This is a genomic window from Pseudomonas palmensis (assembly GCF_017848315.1).
GTDB classification, from domain to species: domain Bacteria; phylum Pseudomonadota; class Gammaproteobacteria; order Pseudomonadales; family Pseudomonadaceae; genus Aquipseudomonas; species Aquipseudomonas palmensis.
Window position 1 is genome coordinate 24,977 of the sequence record NZ_JAFKEC010000047.1, and the last position, 18,823, is coordinate 43,799.

At 65.8% G+C, this 18,823-nt stretch carries 17 protein-coding genes; 3 read left to right on the plus strand and 14 right to left on the minus strand.

Annotated features, from left to right (window positions below; genetic code table 11):
- Window positions 1-2: 2 nt before the first annotated feature.
- Genes JZZ72_RS20900 through JZZ72_RS20945 form a run of 10 tightly spaced genes read right to left on the minus strand, consistent with a single transcriptional unit; the run spans window position 3 to window position 11,036 of the window.
- Window positions 3-1,139: a glycosyltransferase gene (locus JZZ72_RS20900; protein ID WP_043860601.1), complete on the minus strand. Its 1,137-nt coding sequence runs from the start codon at window positions 1,137-1,139 to the stop codon at window positions 3-5.
- Window positions 1,132-2,097: a glycosyltransferase gene (locus tag JZZ72_RS20905; RefSeq protein ID WP_043860602.1), complete on the minus strand. Its 966-nt coding sequence runs from the start codon at window positions 2,095-2,097 to the stop codon at window positions 1,132-1,134. Before JZZ72_RS20905 ends, JZZ72_RS20900 begins: the two co-directional genes overlap by 8 nt.
- Window positions 2,094-3,464 carry an O-antigen ligase family protein gene (locus tag JZZ72_RS20910; protein ID WP_054914458.1) on the minus strand — a complete coding sequence of 457 codons (1,371 nt, stop codon included), beginning with the start codon at window positions 3,462-3,464 and terminating at the stop codon, window positions 2,094-2,096. The genes JZZ72_RS20905 and JZZ72_RS20910 overlap by 4 nt, the downstream gene beginning before the upstream one ends.
- Window positions 3,461-4,546, minus strand: coding sequence for a glycosyltransferase family 4 protein (locus tag JZZ72_RS20915; RefSeq protein WP_210015082.1), 1,086 nt, complete (start codon window positions 4,544-4,546; stop codon window positions 3,461-3,463). The genes JZZ72_RS20910 and JZZ72_RS20915 overlap by 4 nt, the downstream gene beginning before the upstream one ends.
- A gap of 8 nt (window positions 4,547-4,554) precedes the next feature.
- The gene (locus JZZ72_RS20920; protein WP_043860605.1) at window positions 4,555-6,147 is read right to left on the minus strand and encodes a GumC family protein; all 1,593 of its coding nucleotides are present in this window, start codon (window positions 6,145-6,147) and stop codon (window positions 4,555-4,557) included.
- A gap of 20 nt (window positions 6,148-6,167) precedes the next feature.
- Entirely contained in the window at window positions 6,168-7,190 is a 1,023-nt protein-coding gene (locus JZZ72_RS20925) for a polysaccharide biosynthesis/export family protein (RefSeq protein ID WP_043860606.1), read from the minus strand.
- A gap of 23 nt (window positions 7,191-7,213) precedes the next feature.
- Window positions 7,214-7,861, minus strand: coding sequence for a CpsD/CapB family tyrosine-protein kinase (locus JZZ72_RS20930; protein ID WP_043860607.1), 648 nt, complete (start codon window positions 7,859-7,861; stop codon window positions 7,214-7,216).
- Window positions 7,862-8,608 carry a sugar transferase gene (locus JZZ72_RS20935; protein WP_043860608.1) on the minus strand — a complete coding sequence of 249 codons (747 nt, stop codon included), beginning with the start codon at window positions 8,606-8,608 and terminating at the stop codon, window positions 7,862-7,864.
- Window positions 8,605-9,687, minus strand: coding sequence for an NAD-dependent epimerase (locus JZZ72_RS20940; RefSeq protein WP_054914461.1), 1,083 nt, complete (start codon window positions 9,685-9,687; stop codon window positions 8,605-8,607). The genes JZZ72_RS20935 and JZZ72_RS20940 overlap by 4 nt, the downstream gene beginning before the upstream one ends.
- Window positions 9,684-11,036: a UDP-glucose dehydrogenase family protein gene (locus JZZ72_RS20945; protein WP_043860610.1), complete on the minus strand. Its 1,353-nt coding sequence runs from the start codon at window positions 11,034-11,036 to the stop codon at window positions 9,684-9,686. Before JZZ72_RS20945 ends, JZZ72_RS20940 begins: the two co-directional genes overlap by 4 nt.
- Window positions 11,037-11,444: 408 nt before the next feature.
- Here JZZ72_RS20945 and JZZ72_RS20950 point away from each other — a divergent pair, with 408 nt between their 5' ends.
- On the plus strand, window positions 11,445-13,142 hold the full coding sequence (locus JZZ72_RS20950) for a sulfatase-like hydrolase/transferase (protein WP_104572482.1): 1,698 nt from the start codon (window positions 11,445-11,447) through the stop codon (window positions 13,140-13,142).
- An 18-nt stretch (window positions 13,143-13,160) separates the two neighbouring features.
- On the opposite strand, the gene JZZ72_RS20955 is transcribed toward JZZ72_RS20950, so the two are convergent.
- From JZZ72_RS20955 to JZZ72_RS20970, 4 genes are read right to left on the minus strand one after another with little or no spacing between them, the layout of a single operon-like run.
- On the minus strand, window positions 13,161-13,721 hold the full coding sequence (locus JZZ72_RS20955) for a PqiC family protein (RefSeq protein WP_210015083.1): 561 nt from the start codon (window positions 13,719-13,721) through the stop codon (window positions 13,161-13,163).
- Between the two features lie 17 nt (window positions 13,722-13,738).
- A complete protein-coding gene (locus JZZ72_RS20960; protein WP_078481192.1) occupies window positions 13,739-15,394 on the minus strand; it encodes a PqiB family protein in 1,656 nt (551 codons plus the stop codon).
- Window positions 15,387-16,019, minus strand: a complete 633-nt coding sequence (locus tag JZZ72_RS20965) for a paraquat-inducible protein A (protein WP_210015084.1) — start codon at window positions 16,017-16,019, stop codon at window positions 15,387-15,389. The genes JZZ72_RS20960 and JZZ72_RS20965 overlap by 8 nt, the downstream gene beginning before the upstream one ends.
- Complete coding sequence (locus tag JZZ72_RS20970) at window positions 16,016-16,615, minus strand: paraquat-inducible protein A (RefSeq protein ID WP_043860615.1); 600 nt, start codon at window positions 16,613-16,615, stop codon at window positions 16,016-16,018. Before JZZ72_RS20970 ends, JZZ72_RS20965 begins: the two co-directional genes overlap by 4 nt.
- Before the next feature lie 130 nt (window positions 16,616-16,745).
- On the opposite strand from JZZ72_RS20970, the gene JZZ72_RS20975 reads away from it, so the two are divergent.
- Together JZZ72_RS20975 and JZZ72_RS20980 are read left to right on the plus strand one after the other, a co-directional pair.
- Window positions 16,746-17,666: an aldo/keto reductase gene (locus JZZ72_RS20975; protein WP_043860616.1), complete on the plus strand. Its 921-nt coding sequence runs from the start codon at window positions 16,746-16,748 to the stop codon at window positions 17,664-17,666.
- The coding region (locus JZZ72_RS20980; protein WP_210015085.1) for an NTP/NDP exchange transporter at window positions 17,666-18,823 on the plus strand (1,158 nt) is incomplete at its 3' end. The genes JZZ72_RS20975 and JZZ72_RS20980, both read left to right, overlap by 1 nt.

An 18,823-nucleotide genomic window follows, 5' to 3' on the forward strand; every position in this document is an offset into this window, starting at 1 on the left:
ACTCATCGGGTCTGGTCGGGGTTCCATTGGTTGTAGCTGTGCCCGCGCAGGAACTGCCACAGGCCCACGCTCATGCCGGCCAGGGTCACCAGCACGAAGGCGGCCAGGCGAAACGGCTTGGGCAGGCGGTGGCCCTTGTCCAGCAGGCCGACCACGGCGATGGCATAACCCAGCAGCTGGGCGGCCAGGGTCAGGCGATAGAAACCGTGGCCGTCGAGCAGCCACAGGTTGGCCAGCAGCAGGGGCACCAGCAGCACGGGGGCCAGGCGGCGTACCAGCTTGTGGCTGATCAGGGCGATGGCGTAGAGCCCGTGGCGCAGCGGGTTGAGCAGTTCGCGCCGGGCCGCCAGGCTGATCAGCCCGCCGACGGTGACGCGCTGGCGGCGGCTGAACTGGCGCTCGGCCTCGTCCACGCCGTAGTCCAGCACCCTGGCCTGGTCGACGTAGACCACGCGCTTGTGTGCCACCGGGGCGCAGGTATTGATGAAGAAGTCGTCGTTGACCCGGTCCGGGATCGGCTGGTACAGCTCGCGGCGCAGGGCCTGCAGCGCACCGTCGGCCGACACCGTGCAGCCGGTGCGGCTTTCTACCCGGCGCAGCCAGGCTTCGTAGTGGCGGTACAGGCTCTCGCCCAGGCTCAGGCCCTTGCCCGCCACCGGGATGGTCATGTTGCCCACGGTGCCGCCCACCTCGGGGTCGGCAAAGGGCGCGAGCAGTGCGGCGAAGGTGCCCTCCACCCAGTGCACGTCGGCATCGGTGAACACCAGGATGTCGCCGCTGCAGTGCTCGACGGCGGCATTGAGCACGCGGTTCTTGCCCATCCGTGGCAGGTCCAGCACCAGGATACGCGGGTCGTCGAAGGTGCGCGCCAGGGCCACGGTCTGGTCACTGGAGCCGTCGCTGGCCACCACGATCTGCAGGCTGGCGAGCGGGCAGTCCTGCTCCAGCAGGTTGCGCAGCTTGTTCTCGATGTTGCGCGCCTCGTTGTGCGCCGCAACCACCACGCTGACCCGTTGCGGCGGCAGCGGCGGCGGGGTGTGCCGCGGGAACAACGGCCCCACCAGTGTGAGCAGCAGCGGGTAGCCCAGCCAGGCATAGAAAGGCAACAGCAGGCAAAGCCAGAAAATGAACTCAGCCACGTGCGGGCCTCCTTGCGTTCCAGTTGAACAGGCTGAGCACGAAGGCCGCTCCAGCCAGGTGCAGGCGAACCCAGTGCAGGCCCCACAGTTGCAGGGTGAACACCGGGTCGCGGTGTTTGAGGCTCTGGCGCAGGCTCAGCGCCAGCGCCGGCAGGCTGGTGAAGAACAGCAGCAGCATTGCCAGATGCGGAAAGCCGTCGAGCAGCGCGGATAATGCCAGCGCATCGAGCACCCAGGCCCCGAGGGACAGCAACGGGAAGCGCAGCAGGCGCAGGCTCGCGCCATTGCTGCGCAGCAGTTGCAGGTTGCTGCCCTGGCGCCACAGCTCCTTGCCCAGCCATTCGCTCCAGCTGCCCTCGTAGCCCCAGTGCAGCACCACCGGTGCGCGCAGGGCCAACAGGCGGGCACCGGCCTGGCCCAGGCGCCAGGTGAAGTCCTTGTCTTCGCCGGTGCGCAGGGTTTCGTTGAAACCGCCCACCCGGTCGAACCAGTCGCGGCGCATCAGCAGGTTGGGGGTGGGCAGCCATTGCATGCTGTGCAGCGCCGGCCGGCCGGCGCGCAATGTGCGTCGCTGCCAGGCGCGGGCGAACCAGGGCGCCTGGCGCGGGGTGTCGCAGTCCAGCGCGAACACATCGCCACGGCCCTGGGCGTGCAGGTCCAGCAGCAGGCTCAGCCACTGCTCCGGCACCTCGATGTCGGCATCCAGAAACGCCACCCATTCCCCGGAGCTGGCCTGCACGCCCCGGTTGCGCAAGGCGCCGATGGTCAGCCCCGGCAGGTCGAGCACCTTGGCGCTGAGGTTACGGGCAATCTGCGGGCCATCGTCGGAGGAGCCGTTGTCCACCACGATCAGCTCGCAGTCCAGGCCGGCAAGGTCGGCGGCCCGACGCGCCGAGTGAAGGGTGCGGGCAATATGGCGTGCCTCGTTGAACATCGGCATCACGATACTGATCTTCATCCGGCCACCTGCACGGGGCGCGCCTGTTCGGCCTTGAGGCGCAGCACGCTGGAAAGCGCCAGCAGAATCCACAGGTACTTGTGGTTCGGCGCACTGAGGAACATCAGGAACAGGCCGATGGCAAGCATGCTGGTGGACAGGTGCGTGAGCATGTCGGCCTGCCCCTGATCACCCTTTTGCAGCCACAGGCGCCGTGCATGCCAGAGGTTGTACAGGGCCAGCATGACCATGCCGACGAATGCCAGGCCCGCCGGTACGCCGACTTCGCTGAAGATTTCCAGGTAGGTGTTGTGGGCACGGCGGTACAGGTCGCCGACCTTGCGGTTGGCCGAGAACGCCTTGGCGTAGCCGGTGGTGGCGTATTCCAGCGGGAAGGTGCCGGGGCCGGTGCCCAGCAGCGGATGTTCGCGGATCATCTTGCTGCCCACCACGATGTAGGACGAACGCCGGCCCAGGGAGTCGTCCTTGTAGGCATTGACCCCGGACTTGAGCAAGGCCAGCGACTGGATACGCTCGATGTAGCTGGCCGGCATCACCGCGACCGCCACAGGCAGCACGATGGCCAGGCCGAGCATGGCGAAGCCCAGGTGGCGCGGGCGCAGGTGCGTGAGTTTTTCGCGGTAGTGCACCAGGCCGATCACCAGGCTGATGGCCAGCACCACCAGCCCGGAACGTGAGTTGGTCTTGGTCATGCCGGCCAGCAACAGCACCACGCAGGCCAGCCAGAACAGCCGCTGCAGGCGGTTGGGGCTGCTGAACACCAGCCACAGGGCCATGGGCACCGCGATGGCGATGAGCATGGCGAACACGTTGGGGTCTTCGAGCAGGCCCGAGGCGCGGCCTTCGTCCTGGTACTTGGCCGAGAACATCGCCATGGCACAGGTGACGCCCACGCTCAGGGTCACCAGGCGGTACATCATCGGCAGGTTGAGTTCGCGCCCGATCAGCAGGGTGAGCACGAACAGCACCAGGCCCACCGCCAGTTCGCGAAAGTGCCCCATGGACATCTCGCTGCTTTCACTGGCCAGAAAACTCAGCAGGTACAGCGCCATAAAGGCCAGCAGCAGGCGCCACATGGAGCTGCGCAGGCGTTCGCCCGGCAGCTGCCCCACGGCCAGTTGCAGCAGCAGCACCATGGCCAGCGCGGCGCCGATGAATTTCGAGGCGGTCAGCTCGCTGTCCTTGAACAGGCCCTCCAGCGGCACCAGGGTGATGATGGCCAGCAGGCCCCACGCCGGGCGGCGGTACAGCACCAGCACGCCGGCCAGGCCGATCACCGCGCCGGGGGCCAGGAACGGGTAGGGGCTGGCCAGCAGTACCACGCTGACGATCGCCAGCAGGCCGATCAGGGACAGGGGAATGATCATGCGCAGGTCTCCTTGGCCGCACCTGCCGTGCCGCGATAGACCTGGGCCCAGCGTTGCGCCAGCGTCGGCAGGTGATAACGTTCACGTTGGGTGCGTCGTGCCTGGGCGATCAGCTCGCCGGCCTGGGCCGGGTCGAGCATCAGCGCCTCGAGCTGGGCGGCCAGTTCGTCCACCGCCAGGGGCGGTGCCAGCAGCCCGCTGCGCCCGTGCTCGATCACGTCGGGGATGCCGCCGACACCAAAGGCCACCACCGGCACGCCATCCTGCATGGCTTCAAGCAGGATCATCGGGGTGCCTTCGGTGCGCGAGCTGATCACCAGCGCATCCAGGCGCGCCATCCATTGGCGCATGTCTTCCTGAAAGCCTGGCAGGCGGATGCGCTCTTGCAGCCCGGCGGCATCGACGCGGGCCTGCAGGGCTTCGCGTTCTGGGCCGTCGCCGAGCATCACCGCGTCCAGGTGCGGGTGGCGCTGGCACAGCGGGATCAGCGTATCGAGGAACAGGTCAGGGCCCTTTTCGCTGCTCAGGCGCCCCACGTAGCCGGCCAGCCAGCGTTCGTGGCCGTGGGCATGGGCGGGCAGGGCGCCAGCATCCGGCAGGCCGTTGGGGATGACATCGAGCTTGCGCTGCGCCACGCCGGCACGCAGGTGGATCCGGCGGATGCTCTCGGCCACGCACACTACCTTGCCGATGGTGGCGGTGCGGCACAGTTGCAGGCTCAGCCAGGTGTACAGCCGCTGCTTGCGGCTGCTGGGGGTGAAGCCGTGCTGGGTGGCGACCATCGGCAGGCGCCACAGGGTGGCGCCCACCCAGCCGAACAGCAGGCCCTTGAAGTTGTGGCTGTTGATCAGCGGCTGCTGGCTGCGGTACTGGTCCAGCGCCCGCAGCACCTCGCTCAGCCCGTTGCAGGTGCGACAGTCCACGCCGGCGGCGGCAAAGCGCGCCACCAGCGTCTGCGGCGCGCCCAGAAACAGCACCACGTGCTGTCCCGGGGTGGCCTGGCAGTGGTCCAGCAACATCCGTTCGGCGCCATAGAAGCCGCCACTGCCCAGCAGGTGGATGATCGGCCGCTGCGGGCTCATGGCTGCGTTCAATTGCGCACCCAGTGCACCAGCCGTGGCAGCGACCAGCCCTTGTGCGGGTTGTGCGTTTCCGGGGTCTGGTCGTTGATCACCAGCAGTACCGGCAAGCCCAGCTGCTGGGTGATCTGCGCGGGGTGCTTGAAGCGATGGTCGAAGAACTCGCGCACGTACACCAGGGCGATGCCCAGCAGCAGGCCGGTGAGCATGCCGAACGGAATGATCAGCATCGGCTTGGGAAAGGCCGGCTCGGCGGGCTCATAGGGCGCACTGAGAATCCGTGCGTTGGACACGTCACCCGACAGCAGGCGCTCGCCACGGGCTTCCTCGTAGCGCTGGGTGTAGGTGAAGAACGCCTTGTGCAGGGCATCGATCTCGGTATCCAGCTGACGCGCCTTGCTCTGGGTTTCCTGCAACTGGTGCACGCGGCTCTTGTAGTCGGCGATGCGCTGGGTTTTCTGCGCGATCACGTTCTGCACCACGGCCAGGTCCTTCTCGCGCTCCTGGATACGGTTGGCGACGATCTTGAGAAACTGCTGGCGGGTCTTGGCGATCTGCTCGCGCTGCAGCAGCATCTGCTCGCTGCCGGGCTGGAACACTGCCAGGTCGCTGACGTAGGTCAGTACCTGGGTGGTCAGCTGCTCGCCCAGTTGCTTGATCTCGCGGTCCTCGAAGGCCACGTTGTCGACGGTCTGGGTGAAGGTGAAGGGGAAGGCGAAGTCGCGCATGTTGGCGTTGCTGGCCGCAGCCAGGCTGGTCTTGAGGTATTCCAGCCACTGCTGGCTCTGCAGCAGGCGATCGCGGTACTGGTTGAGTGCCTGTTCCTCGGTGTTGATGGCATTGAGGCGGAAGGTGATCTCTTCCTTGGGGTCGGACGAGCCGATGCCTTCGAGCATGCCCAGGCGCTTGCTTTCCAGGTCATCCATGCGCACCTGGTACTGCATCTTCTTCTGCTCGTAGAACTCCTGCGGCAGTTCGTTGGACTGCAGGTTCTGGCGGTTGCGCAGGTAGTTGTCGAGCAGACGGCTGACGAACAGCGTACCGACCTTGGGGTCGGGGAAGCTGTAGGTGATCGATACCACGTTGGAGCCGGGCAGGGTCTCGATCTTCAGGTCCTTGATCGCGTCGTCGGTCAGGGTGTCGAGCTGGGTATCGCGTACCGGGTCGACCTCCAGCCCGAACAGGCTGCGCACCGGGTTGACCACATACTCGCGCAGCGGGTTGACGATCAGGCTGCGGATCGGCCCGAACACCAGGCGCTGCAGCAGGCCGGGGGGCACGTCATACAGGCCCTCGTCGCGCAGCTGGGTGATGGTCTGGCGGATCAGCGTGGGTGAACGCAGGATATTGCTCTCGGTCTCCATGTCGGCCAGCGAAGGCGGAATGAACTTGTCTGTCTCCTGGGCCAGGGCGGTGTTGGTATCGCTCTGGGAGAGCTTTTTCGACTGCACGATCACTTCGGCCGTGATGTCGAAGCTCTGCTTGAGCACCAGCGGCAGCAACAGGGCAATCACTGCGAACACCAGGAATACCCGCTTCACCAACTGACGGTTGGCGAAGAGGATCCTGAAGAATTCATGCAGGTAGTTTTCTTTGGTAGTCATGCGCGTGCACCTGCCTGGGTTTAGTTATCGCTGTCTTTGTTGTCGACGCGGTAGGAGAAGCTGAAGCCCACCCCCTGGAACAGCACCACGTCGGCCAGTTGCCGGGCCAGTTCGCCGGCGCTGGCCAGCTTGGTCTTGGGCACGTAGAGCATGTCGTCGGGCTGCAGGTAGGCCACCTGCGCGGCGCTGGCGTCCAGGGCCTTGTCGACGTTGTAGGGCACGGCCTGCACCTGGTTGCCGTTGCGCCGCATGATCACCACCGAGTCGAGCCGGGCCTTGAGGCTGGGCCCGCGGGCCAGGGTCAGGGCTTCGAGCACCGATACCGGGCGCCGGATCGGATAGGCGCCGGGCTGGGCCACCTCACCGAGCACATAGATCTCGTTGACCGCAGTGGACTTGAGCATCACGTCCACCGTCATGCGCCCGGGCAGGTCGGCGTAGCGCTTGTTGAGGAAGGTCTGCAGCTGGGTGACGGTCATGCCCTGCAGCGGCACCGCGCCCACCTCCGGAAAGCTGGCCTGGCCGTCGGTGCCCACGGTGATCTCGCGGCTCATGCCGGTGGCGGGGTGGTTGAGTGCGCTCTTGAGGTTCTGTTCGTTGGTCAGCGGGCTGATCACCTGCACGGTCATCTGGTCGCGGTTGGGCTGGAACAGGCGCTTGTTGCGGTAGGCCTGCTGGATGGCTTGGCGCGCTTCGTCCGGGGTCATCCCGGCGACGTTCACCGAGGTGTTGGCCCGTGGCAGTTCGATGGTGCCATCGGGCAGCACCAGCTGGTTGCCGTTGAGCGAGCTGGCCGCAAGGAAGCCCAGGCCGACGGTGTCACCGGGCTGGATGCGATAGGCCTGCGAGCCGCTGGTGCTGATATGGAAGATCACATCGAGCACGTCCCCCGGGCGCAGCGCCTGCTCGCCGCGTGGCAGCTCGGTGTCCTGGGCGTTGGCCGCGTTGGCAGTCATGATCTGCACCGGCATCTGGCGTGGCTCCTGGCTGGTGCAGGCTGCCAGAGGCAGCAGCGCCAGCAGGGCGAACAGTTTCACATTCATAGCGTCATCCTTAGCCTGGCTGCTCAGAGATTGTTGTAAAGCCATTTGGGCATGTAGTAGCGGCGTCGGTTGAACACGCTGCCGATCAGCTTGGCGCCGGCCTGGGTCAGGCGCTGGGCGGCGGCCTGGGCGACCTCCCAGCGGGTGTCCTCGGCGGTGACCACCAGGATCACGCCATCGACCAGGGTGCCGATCACCAGGCTGTCGACGCTGGAGTACACCGCCTCGCCGTCGATGACCACGAAGCGGTAGTGCGCGCTGAGCTGGCTCAGCAGGGCACGCAGGCGGTCCGGGTTAAGTCGTTCGTTGCCACGCCGGTACTGGCCGCACGGCAACATGTCGAAAGGCTGGTCTGACACCCGCACCAGGCAGTCCTGCAGCACGGGCGGGGTGTCCTGCTCGAACAGCAGGTCGCGAAAGCCGGGCAGCTTCTGCAGGCCCATCTGCTGGGTCAGGCTGTTGCTGGTAGGGCTGCTGTCCACCAGCAGTACCGGTCCGCCGCTCATCAGCGTCAGCTGCTTGGCGAAGGCCAGCGCACTGGTGCTGGTACCGCTGCCGGTATTGGCCGCGGTCAGCAGCAGCACGCGCTGCTCCTGGTCCAGCACGGTGGACGTCAGGTTGGTTTCGCTGGGGGTGGCGATGGTCAGACTTCTCGAAGTAGAACCGTCCATTCAACTTGCTCCGTGGCCGCTGAAGACTTTGAAGGGGGTCTTGAGCAGGATCTTCAGGTCCAGGCTCAAGCTCTGTTCGGCGATGTAACTCAGGTCAAGCTCGACCCGCTGGTCGAAGTCGATGTTGCTGCGCCCCGAGATCTGCCACAGGCCGGTCATGCCGGGGTAGATGCTCAGGCGCGCCAGGTGGCTGTCCTTGTAGCGATAGGCGTTGAAGGAGGTCGGGCGAGGGCCCACCAGGCGCATTTCGCCGCGGATCACGTTGAACAGGTTGGGCAGCTCGTCCAGGCTGCTGCGCCGCAGGAAGCTGCCGATGCGGGTTACGCGCGGGTCCTTGTCGATCTTGAAGTCGATGGCGTCGGCGCCGTGCTTGTTCAGGTGGCGCACCGACTCCTTGAGGTCCTCGGCGTTGGCGACCATGGTGCGGAACTTGTACATGCCGAAGCTGCGCCCGCGGTAGCCGGTGCGCTGCTGCACGAAGAACACCGGGCCGGGGCTGCTCAGCTTGACCAGCACGGCCAGCACCAGCAGCAGCGGTGAAATCAACAGCACGATCATCAGCGCACCGATGAACGACAGTACGCGGTTGGTGCGCGACAGCGTCCACGGCCGCCCGCCGGCGCGCCCGGTCATCCAGCCACGGCCCTGCATGTGAATCGCCGCATCGATGCGCATGCGGTGATTGGGGTCCATGCGTTTGTCCTGGCGCAGGGCCTGGGTTTCAGCACTTTTCTGTTGGCCTGTCATACCACCCTCCGTTGATGCTCGGGCGCGGCAACCGGCGTTTGCCCGATGGACCGCACAGCGTCGTCGGGCGTGTGCGCGTAATAATCGACGAACCAGGCGACGAAGCGGCGCAGCCCTTCGTCCAGCGAGATGCACGGGGTGAAGCCGGTGGCCTGGGCCAGGGCACTGGCATCGGCGCAGGTGTCCAGCACGTCACCGGGCTGCAGGGGCAGCAACTCGACCTGGGCGGTGCGCTGCAGGTGTTTTTCCAGCAGCGCCACGTAGTCGGTCAGGGCCACCGGCCGTTGCCCACCGATGTTGTAGATGCGCCAGGGCGCGTGGCTGCTGGCCGGGTCGCTGGCCAGGCGGTCCCAGGCCGGGTCGCTGACCGGGGCCAGCGGGATCAGGCGCACCAGGCTTTCGACGATGTCGTCGATGTAGGTGAAGTCGCGCTGATGCTGGCCGTAGTTGAACAGCTTGAGCGGGTGGCCCTGGCTGATGGCCTGGGCGAACTGGATGGGCGACATGTCCGGGCGCCCCCACGGGCCGTACACGGTGAAAAAGCGCAGCCCGGTGGTGGGGATGGCGAACAGGTGGCTGTAGCTGTGGGCCATCAGTTCGTTGGCCTTCTTGCTCGCGGCGTACAGCGACAGCGGATGGTCCACTGCGTCCTGCACGGCATAGGGTGTGCGCTGGTTGCTGCCGTACACCGAGCTTGAGGAGGCATACAGCAGGTGCTGCACCGGATGGCGGCGGCAGGCCTCGAGCATGTTGAGGAAACCCACCAGGTTGCTGTCCAGGTAGGCGCGCGGGTTGTCCAGCGAATAGCGCACCCCGGCCTGGGCGGCCAGGTGGATCACCACCTCGGGGGCGAACTCGGCGAACAGCGCCTCGATGCCTGGGCCGTCGGCCAGGTCCAGGCGGCGCAGGTCGAAATCGCCGGCCTGGGCCTGGACCCAGCGCACGCGGTCTTGCTTGAGCGCGGGGTCGTAGTAGTCGTTGAAATTGTCCAGGCCCACGACCTGATGGCCGTCGCGCAACAGGCGCAGTATGCAGTGTGCGCCGACGAAGCCGGCCGCACCGGTGACCAGTATTCTCATGGCGCCGATACCTGCGGTTGTACCTGGCGCAGGCCGATGCCGCTGTAGGTCAGGCCGAAGGTTGCCACCTGTTCGGGGCTGTAGAGGTTGCGTCCGTCGATGATCAGGCGTTGGCGCAGCTTTTGCGCCAGCAGGTTGAAATCCACCACGCGGAAGGTCTTCCACTCGGTGCAGATCACCAGCGCATCGGCATCCTCCAGGGTGTCGTCACGGGTGGCGCACAGTTGCAGGTCGTCGCGGTAGCCATACAGGCGCCGGCATTCGGCCATGGCTTCGGGGTCGAAGGCGCGCACCGTGGCGCCCTCGGCCCACAGCGCCTCCATCAGGTAGCGGCTGGGGGCTTCGCGCATGTCGTCGGTATTGGGTTTGAAGGCCAGGCCCCACAGGGCGATGGATTTGCCCTTCAGGCTGCCGGGGAAGCTGCGCTTGAGCTTGCTGAACAGGATCTGGCGCTGGCTGTCGTTGATTTCGCTCACGCTCTGCAGCAGGCGCAGCGGCATGCCGCTGTGTTCGGCGGTATGCAGCAGCGCACGCAGGTCCTTGGGGAAGCACGACCCGCCAAAGCCACAGCCCGGGTAGATGAAGTGATAGCCGATGCGTGGGTCCGAGCCGATGCCCTTGCGCACCGATTCGATGTCGGCACCGAGGAACTCGCTGAGGTTGGCCAGTTCGTTCATGAAGCTGATGCGCGTGGCGAGCATGGCGTTGGCCGCGTACTTGGTCAGCTCGGCGCTGCGGTTGTCCATGAACATGAGCTTTTCATGATTGCGGCAGAACGGCGCGTACAGCTCGGACAACTGCTGCTGGGCCTGGTCATCGGCGGTACCGACGATGATCCGATCCGGGCGCATGCAATCGGCCAGGGCGCTGCCTTCCTTGAGAAACTCGGGGTTGGAGACCACCCGCACCTGCAGTTGATGCTTGCCCAGCCGGTCGAGCTCCTCGCGGGCGAGCGCGGCCACTTTGTCGGCGGTGCCCACCGGCACGGTGGACTTGATGATCAGGGTGCGGTGCGCCGCCATCAGGCCGGCGATCTGCCGGGTGACGCCCAGCACGTGGGAAAGGTCGGCCGAGCCGTCTTCGTCCGGTGGGGTGCCGACCGCGATGAAGATCAGTTCGGCGTGGGCGACGGCATCGCTGGCCTGGGTACTGAACGACAGCCGACCTTCCTTGATGTTTTCCTCGAGCATGCCCGACAGGCCAGGCTCATGAATAGGTGGAACACCTTGTCGCAACTGACTGATTTTATGGGCGTCTACATCGACACAAAGTACCCGGTGACCTACGTCAGCCAAAGCGGCAGCTTGCACAAGTCCGACATAACCGGTGCCAAATACGCTCACATCCATGCTGGCGTGCCTCGTATGGAGTAATGAAAGTGAAACAGCGGGTGTGAATTCGGTATAGACCAGCTGAGCCGGTTTGTGTCAAACCTATGGCATGTATCTGTAGAGTTACAGGTGGTAGGAGTTCCACTGTTTTGCCATCAACCCTTTTCCAATCCGTACCTTAGCGTCGAAATGGGCTGGCACTTGGCCGGTTGTCAATGCGATGAACGGTCGTAGCCCGCGTAAAACGTGGCTCGTGGAATGTGGGTTGTTTCGCGAATGCATCAGATTCCCGCTTGAAAAACGTCATAATCGGCGCCCTGCATTTCGTCATTTTTTTGACAAACTGTGGTTTGCGCTTTGTCGGCATCCTGCTACCGTGTGGGAAACCTCAGTGGGCTGGGGGGAAACATTTCTGGCGGGGAAGTCATGCGCGTTTACATCAAGGGACTGTTGCTGCTGGTCTACCTTCTGAGTTTCCATGCGTACTACCTCGAGCGTCTCGAGGCGATCGGGCTGGGGGTGGCACTGGTGTTGTATGCCGGTGTGTTCGTGCTGCTGGTGGCTGCCCTGTGGCTGTGCGCGAACATACGCCAGGGCCTGGTGCGCTGGCTGTTTGCAGTGGGGTTCTGTGCCAGCGCGGTGTTTTTCGACGCCTATACGCGCATAACCGCCGAATACCTCACCTACAGCGCCTTCGTTTCGATGGTGTATTCGGGTGGGTTCATCGGCGAAGCGCTTGAGCAGTACCACAGCGTGATCCTGGGGGTCGCGGCCAAGGGGCTGCTGTTGCTGCTGGGGCTGGGCCTGCGCCCGGACCCGGTGCAGCGGCTGCCCGGCACCCTGGCGTGGGCCGCACCGCTGCTGGGCCTGGCGCTGTTGACCGGCATCCTGTTCGTGCGTGCCGGCGAGGGCGCACGCGGCCTGCCGGTGATGTACACGCCGCTGGCCTACCTGAACCTGTTCCTCTACGAATCGCTGCACGACAGCGTGGGCCCGCGCCAGCCAGTGACGCTGGCGCGCAGCGGCCCGCCATTGGCGCGCGATATCGTGCTGATCATCGACGAGAGCGTTTCGGGCAACTACCTGGACCTCAATACCCCCAACGGGGTCACCAGCAACCTCACCCACCCCCAGCCGGGGGCCAGCATCTTCAACTACGGCTATGCCGCCTCCATCGCCAATTGCAGCGCCGACACCAACGTCACGCTGCGCTACGGCGGCACCCGCAGCGATTACCTGCGCATCAACTCGACCCTGCCGTCGATCTGGCAGTACGCCAAACAGGCCGGGCTTGGCACCGTCTACATCGACAGCCAGCGCACCGGCGGCAACCTGCAGAACCTGATGGATGCCACCGAAAAGCGCGACATCGACCAGTTCATCCAGTTCGATACCACCCCGGTGCGCGACCGCGACATGGCCGCACTGCAAAAGCTCGTGGAGCTGCTGGGCGACGGCAAGCCGCAACTGATCGTGATCAACAAGGTGGGGGTGCATTTTCCGGTGCACGACAAGTACCCGGATGCGTTCATGACCTACACGCCGGCGTTGCCGCGGGGCCACTATGCCGACATCGCCGATACCGGTCAGCGCGATGGGTTCAGTGGTACCCCGCAGGACTGGGTGCTGTACCGCAACTCGTACAAGAACAGCGTGCTGTGGAGCGTGGGCGAATTCTTCAAGCGCCTGTTTGCCCAGGCCGACCTGAGCCAGGCGGTGATCATCTACACCTCCGACCATGGCCAGGACCTGCATGAACGCGGCAACCCGGGGCTCAACACCCACTGTGGCGAGAACCCGGTGGAGGAAGAGGGCCTGGTGCCGCTGGTGGTGATCCAGGGCCAGGGCCTGAAGACTTTGGACTGGCAGGCGCAACTGGCGACCAACAAGGACCGCTCCAGCCACTACAACATCTTCCCCACGCTGCTGCAGTTGCTGGGGTATGACGCTGCGGCGGTCGAGCCGATCTACGGACACGCACTCAACGTGCCGACCAACGATCCGTTCAGTTTCAACTACCGCTTCAATGCACGCCTTGGTGCCAAGCCCGAGTTCAAGCATATCGACCTGGACGTGGTGGTCACACCGGGGCCGCAGGGCATGCCGGTGGGCTCGGCCCAGTAAGCTGACCGGCCCGATGCCTCAGGAACCGGAGGCCGGGCACCCGGCCCGGGTGTCATCGGCCGCCTGGGCTATCAGCCCTGCAAGACGCGCCACGTTGCGTTGCTGGGCTGCCACCAGCTCGGCGATCCCGGTGCCCGCCGCACTGCGTACCAGGCTGTGGCAGCGCAGGGCGGGGCGGTTGGCATCGCCGCCCAGCGTACGCAGGCGCCAGCGCGCCTCCAGCAGGGCGTATTGCCCGGGTACCGAGTCGAAGCGCTGCACCTCCAGGCGCAGGCCCAGGGTGCGCGGTGCATTGCTGGTGAGCTGGCCGCTCAAGGCGCTGCGCAGTTCATCCACCAGGCTGGCGCCCCACCATTCACTGTCGAGCACCGCCAGGCCGCTGTCGCCCTGGCGCACGACAATCTGCTCGCGGTCGACCTGGGGCGGCACGCTGATGGACTCTATGCGTACGTCTACCGCACGGCTCGCCCCGGCCTGTAGCTGCGCAGGCACCAGGGTGTGGTAGTGCACCGGCTCGCTGCGACAGGCCGCCAGCAACAGCGCGATGCCAAGCAGCGAAGGTTTGAGCAGATAGGTCATGGGGCGGGCTCCAGTGCTCATTGGCGCGAGGAAGGTTGCAAGGCATCGGCAGGGGCATTGTCGGGCCGCCCGCGCAGCAGCGACTCGGGGTTGCGCTTGAGGTAGTCGGCCAGCTCGCGCATCGAGCGGGTCATGCGGCCCAGGTCGTCCAGGGTCTGCGACAGCTGCTCACGCTGTGGCGAGTCGTCGGCCAGGGTCGCATTGGCACTCTTGAGCGTGGTGCTCATGTCCTGCAGCGTGCCCTCGATGCCGGGCAGGGTCTTGCCGTTGAACTGCTTGAGCGCCTTGCGCAGTTCCACCAGGTTGGCGTCCAGGTTGCCGGCGATGCGTTCGATGGGCAGCTTGTTGATCTTCTCGACCATGGCCTGGAACTGCTCCTGCAGTTGTTCCAGGCTGCTGGGGATGGTCGGGATGGTGATGGGGCGCGCGGTCGGGTCGAAGGTCACCTTGGGCGCCTTGGGGTAGAAATCCAGGGCGATGTACAACTGCCCGGTCAACAGGTTGCCGCTGCGGGCCTGGGCGCGCAGGCCGTTGTCGATGAAGGTGCCCATCAGGCGGACGCCGGCCTGTTCATCATCAGGGTTGTGATTGAGCACCTTGAGCATCTTGGTATGCGCCTGGCCCAGGCGTTGCGGGTAGATCACGATGCCCACATTCACCGGAAAAGTGCGGGTCTTGGCGTCGAAGTCGAGGTTGATGGCGACTACCCGGCCGAATTCCATGCCCAGGAACTCCACCGGTGCGCCCACCTTGAGCCCGCGCAGCGACTGGTCGAAGCGCAGCGCCAGGTACTGCGCCTTGCCCGCCGGCGGGGCGAGGGCGGCGGGGCGGTCGTCGAAAAGCTCGAAGGTCTTGTCTTCGGCTGCCGGCTGGTCGTCGGGGCTGTAGTCCGGGGCCCTGAAGGCCACGCCGCCGACCATCAGCGACGACAGCGACTCGGTGCGCAGGGCAAAGCCGTTGGCACCCACCTCGACATCCACGCCGCTGGCGTTCCAGAACCGCGTGTTGTCGGTGACGAAGGCATCGTTGGGGGCGTGCACGAACACTTCGACATTGACCCCTTTGCCGTTGGCGTCCAGCGCGTACGACACCACCTGGCCGACCTGGATCTTGCGGTAGTACACCGGCGAGCCGACGCCCAGCGAGCCGAGGTCGGAGGCATGCAGGTTGAAGCGCTTGCCGGGTTCGCCGTAGGTGATTGGCGGTGGTGTCTCCAGGCCGGTGAAGGTCTTGGCGCGGGTGTCCGACTGCCCGGCATCGGCGCCGATGAAGTCACCGGAGAACAGCGTGTCGATACCCGTTACGCCGCCCGCACCGATGCGCGGGCGCACCACCCAGAACAGCGAGTCCTGGCGGGTGAAGTTCTCGGCCTGCTTGACCAGCTTGATGGTGGCGGTGACGCTCTTCTGGTCCTGGCTGAGCTCCACTTCGCTGACCTGGCCGATCACCACGTTGCGGTACTTCACTGCTGTCTTGTTGGCCTCCAGCCCCTGGCCGGTCTTGAAGGTGACCTGGATACTGGGGCCTTCCTGCAGCCAGTTGTGCACCACCAGCGAGATGCCCACCAGCACTGCCACGATCGGCACGATCCACACCAGCGACACGCTGAAGCGCCGGGTCTGCACCGCCGGGCGAGCCGGTTGTGCCGCGCTGTGGTTGCTGTCTTCACTCATGCGCGGGTTCCTTGCCGTTGGGCGGTTGCCAGATCAGGCGGGGGTCGAAGCTCATGGCCGCGAGCATGGTGAACACCACCACCATGCCGAAAAACAGAATGCCCAGGCGCGGCTCGATGTCGCCCAGGGCCTGGAACTTGACCAGTGCGGCAACCAGCGCCACCACGATCACATCGAGCATCGACCAGTAGCCGATCAGCTCGACGAAGCGGAACAGCTTCGAACGCTGGCGCTGGGCCCAGGTACTGCCGCGCTGCACCGTCACCAGCAGCAGGCCCAGGGCCACGAACTTGGTGGCCGGCACCGCGATGCTGGCGATGAAGATGATCAGTGCGATGTCCCATGAGCCATGGGCCCAGAACTCGAGCACGCCGCTCATGATGGTGCTGTCGTCGCCGGCACCGAACAGCTTGGTGTTCATCACCGGCAGCAGGTTGGCCGGGATGTAGAACACCAGGGCGGCGATCAGGTACGCCCAGGTTCGGGTCAGCGACTCGGGCTTGCGCTCATGCAGCGGCGCTGCGCAGCGAGGGCACTGGGTGGGGTGGTCGCGGTTGTCGCAGGCCAGCCCGCAGGCATGGCACAGCACCAGGCCCAGCTCGCTGGCCACCGGCGGCGCGTTCAAGACAGGTACACCCACAGGTCGCGGATATCGCGCCCGGCCAGGCGGATCATCAGCAGGCTCAGGGCGGCCAGGGCGATCAACCCCAGGCCTGGCAGCACATCGAGCAGCCCGGCCAGCTTGAACACCGCCACCATCGACCCCAGCAGGCACACCTCCAGCATGCTCCACGGGCGCAGGGTTTCCAGCCAGCGCATGCACAGGCTGAAGGCCGGCGAGCGGCGTCGGCCCAGGGCATGCACCAGCACCCACAGCAGCAGCAACAGCTGGAACATCGGCGCGATGATGATCGCGATGGCGGCCACCAGGGCGATGAAGGTGATCGGCCCGGTGGCCAGGGCGCGCACCGAGTCCCATAACGTGGCGCTGTTGTGCAGGCCTTGCAGGCTGATGCTCATCACCGGGTAGAAGTTGGCGAACATCCACAGGATCGCTGCAGTGAGGCTCAGCGCCAGGCGCTGCTGTACATCCAGGCCGTTATGGCGCTGCAGCACGGCGCCGCAACGCAGGCATAGCGCTTTCTGGTGTTTGGCGAGCTCGACCCGTTCATACACGCAGTCGCAGTGTTCGCAGATGATCAACCGATCGGTGCTGGCCACGCTTGGCACTCGCAACAGGGACTAGCTCAATATAGAAGCGCATGGCAATTGAGCAAATCGGCGCCGTTGGGCCATGGTCTATGCTTGACCCTTTGACCCCTTCCAACGCCGCTTTGCAGGAGGCCTGCGCATGCCTACGCGTCGCCGTTTTCTCGCCACCAGTGCTGCCCTGGCCGCTGGCCTGGGGCTGCTGCTGAGCCGCCCGCACGCCCTGGCGCAGCCCCACACGGCGCTGCTCGAGCGCAAGGTGCCGTCCACCGGCGAGGCCTTGCCGGTGATCGGCGCCGGCACCTCGGGCAGTTTCGAGGTGACGGCGGGTTCCCCCGAGTACCAGCAGCTCAAAGCGGTGCTGCAGGTGTTCTTCGACGGTGGCGGCCGGGTCATCGATACCTCGCCCAACTATGGCGGCGCCGACGCGATACTGGGCCAGTTGCTGGAGGAGGGCGGTTGGCGCGAGCGCACCTTCCTGGCCACCAAGATCGCCGCCGACAGCCAGGCTGCGGCGCAGGCGCAATGGGCCCAGACGCTGCGCAGCCTGCGCACCGACAAGGTCGATCTGCTGCAGGTGCACAACCTGCGCGACTGGCAGCGCCAACTGCCCTACGCCCGTGAACTCAAGGCCCAGGGCAAGACCCGTTACGTGGGCGTTACCCATTACACCGATGGCGGGCTGGACGAACTGGAGCGCATCCTGCGCCGCGAGCCGCTGGACTTCATCCAGATCCACTATTCGGTGAATGCGCCTGGCGCCGCGCGCACGGTGCTGCCGCTGGCGCAGGACAAGGGCGTGGCGGTACTGATCAACCGCGCCTTCGACGATGGCAGGCTGTTTGCCAGGGTCAAGGGCCAGCCGTTGCCGGGCTGGGCCAGCGAAGCCGGCATCGGCAGCTGGGCGCAGCTGTTTCTCAAATTTGCCCTCAGTCACCCGGCAGTGACGACCGTGATCCCGGCCACCAGCCGCCCGGACCGTCAACGCGACCAGCTCAAGGCCGGCAGTGGCGCGTTGCTCGACACGGCCCGGCAGCAGGCGCTGATCAAGATGTTCGGCTGATGCGCCTGCTGGGCCGGCTGTTCACCTTTCACGACGACGAAACCCCGGCGGTGGTGGGCGGCCTTGCGCTGTTCTTCCTGCTGTTCGCCGGCTATTTCATGCTGCGACCGGTACGCGAGACCATGGGGGTGGCCGGCGGCATCGACAACCTTCAATGGCTGTTCACCGGCACCTTCATCGTCACCTTGCTGGCATTGCCGCTGTTCGGCTGGGTGGTGGCGCGGGCCCGGCGGCGCAGGATCCTGCCCTGGACCTACGGCTTTCTGGCAAGCAACCTGCTGGCCTTCGCCCTGGTGTTCGCGGTGCAGCCCGACAACCTGTGGGTGGCCCGGGCGTTCTACATCTGGCTGTCGGTGTTCAACCTGCTGAGCATCTCGCTGGCCTGGAGCGTACTGGCCGACCTGTTCAGCAACGAGCAGGCCAAGCGCCTGTTCGGGTTGCTGGCAGCCGGTGCGAGCCTGGGCGGGCTGGTGGGGCCGATACTGGGTACCCTGCTGGTGGGCGTGGTCGGGCATGCCGGGCTGGTGTTGCTGGCCACGCTGTTTCTGCTGGGCAGCATCGGCGCGGCAACCTACCTGCAGCGCTGGCGCGACCGTGCGCCCTTGCCGGCGGAGGCCGAACACCCGCGCTCCCGGCCGCTGGGCGGCAACCCGTTCGCCGGGGCCGGCGAGGTGCTGCGCTCGCCCTACCTCTTGATGCTGGCGCTGTTCGTGGTGCTGCTGGCCAGCATCAGTACCTTCCTGTACTTCGAGCAGGCGCGGCTGGTGGCACAGACCTTTACCGATCGCACCCGCCAGACCCAGGTGTTCGGCCTGATCGACACCGTGGTGCAGGCGCTGGCGATCCTCACCCAGTTGTTTTTCACAGGGCGCATCGCGCGGCGCATGGGGGTGGGCGTGTTGCTGGTGGCGGTGCCGCTGGTGATGGTGGCCGGCTTCCTGTGGCTGGCCCTGGCCCCGGTGTTTGCGGTGTTCGTGGTAGTGATGGTGGTGCGCCGTGCGGGGGAGTATGCGCTGGTACGGCCGGGGCGCGAGATGCTGTACACCGTGCTGCCGGCCGAGCAGAAGTACCGCGCCAAGAACTTCATCGACACGGTGGTCTATCGCGGTGGCGATGCGCTCAGTGGCTGGGTCAAGCGCGGGCTGGATGTGCTGGGT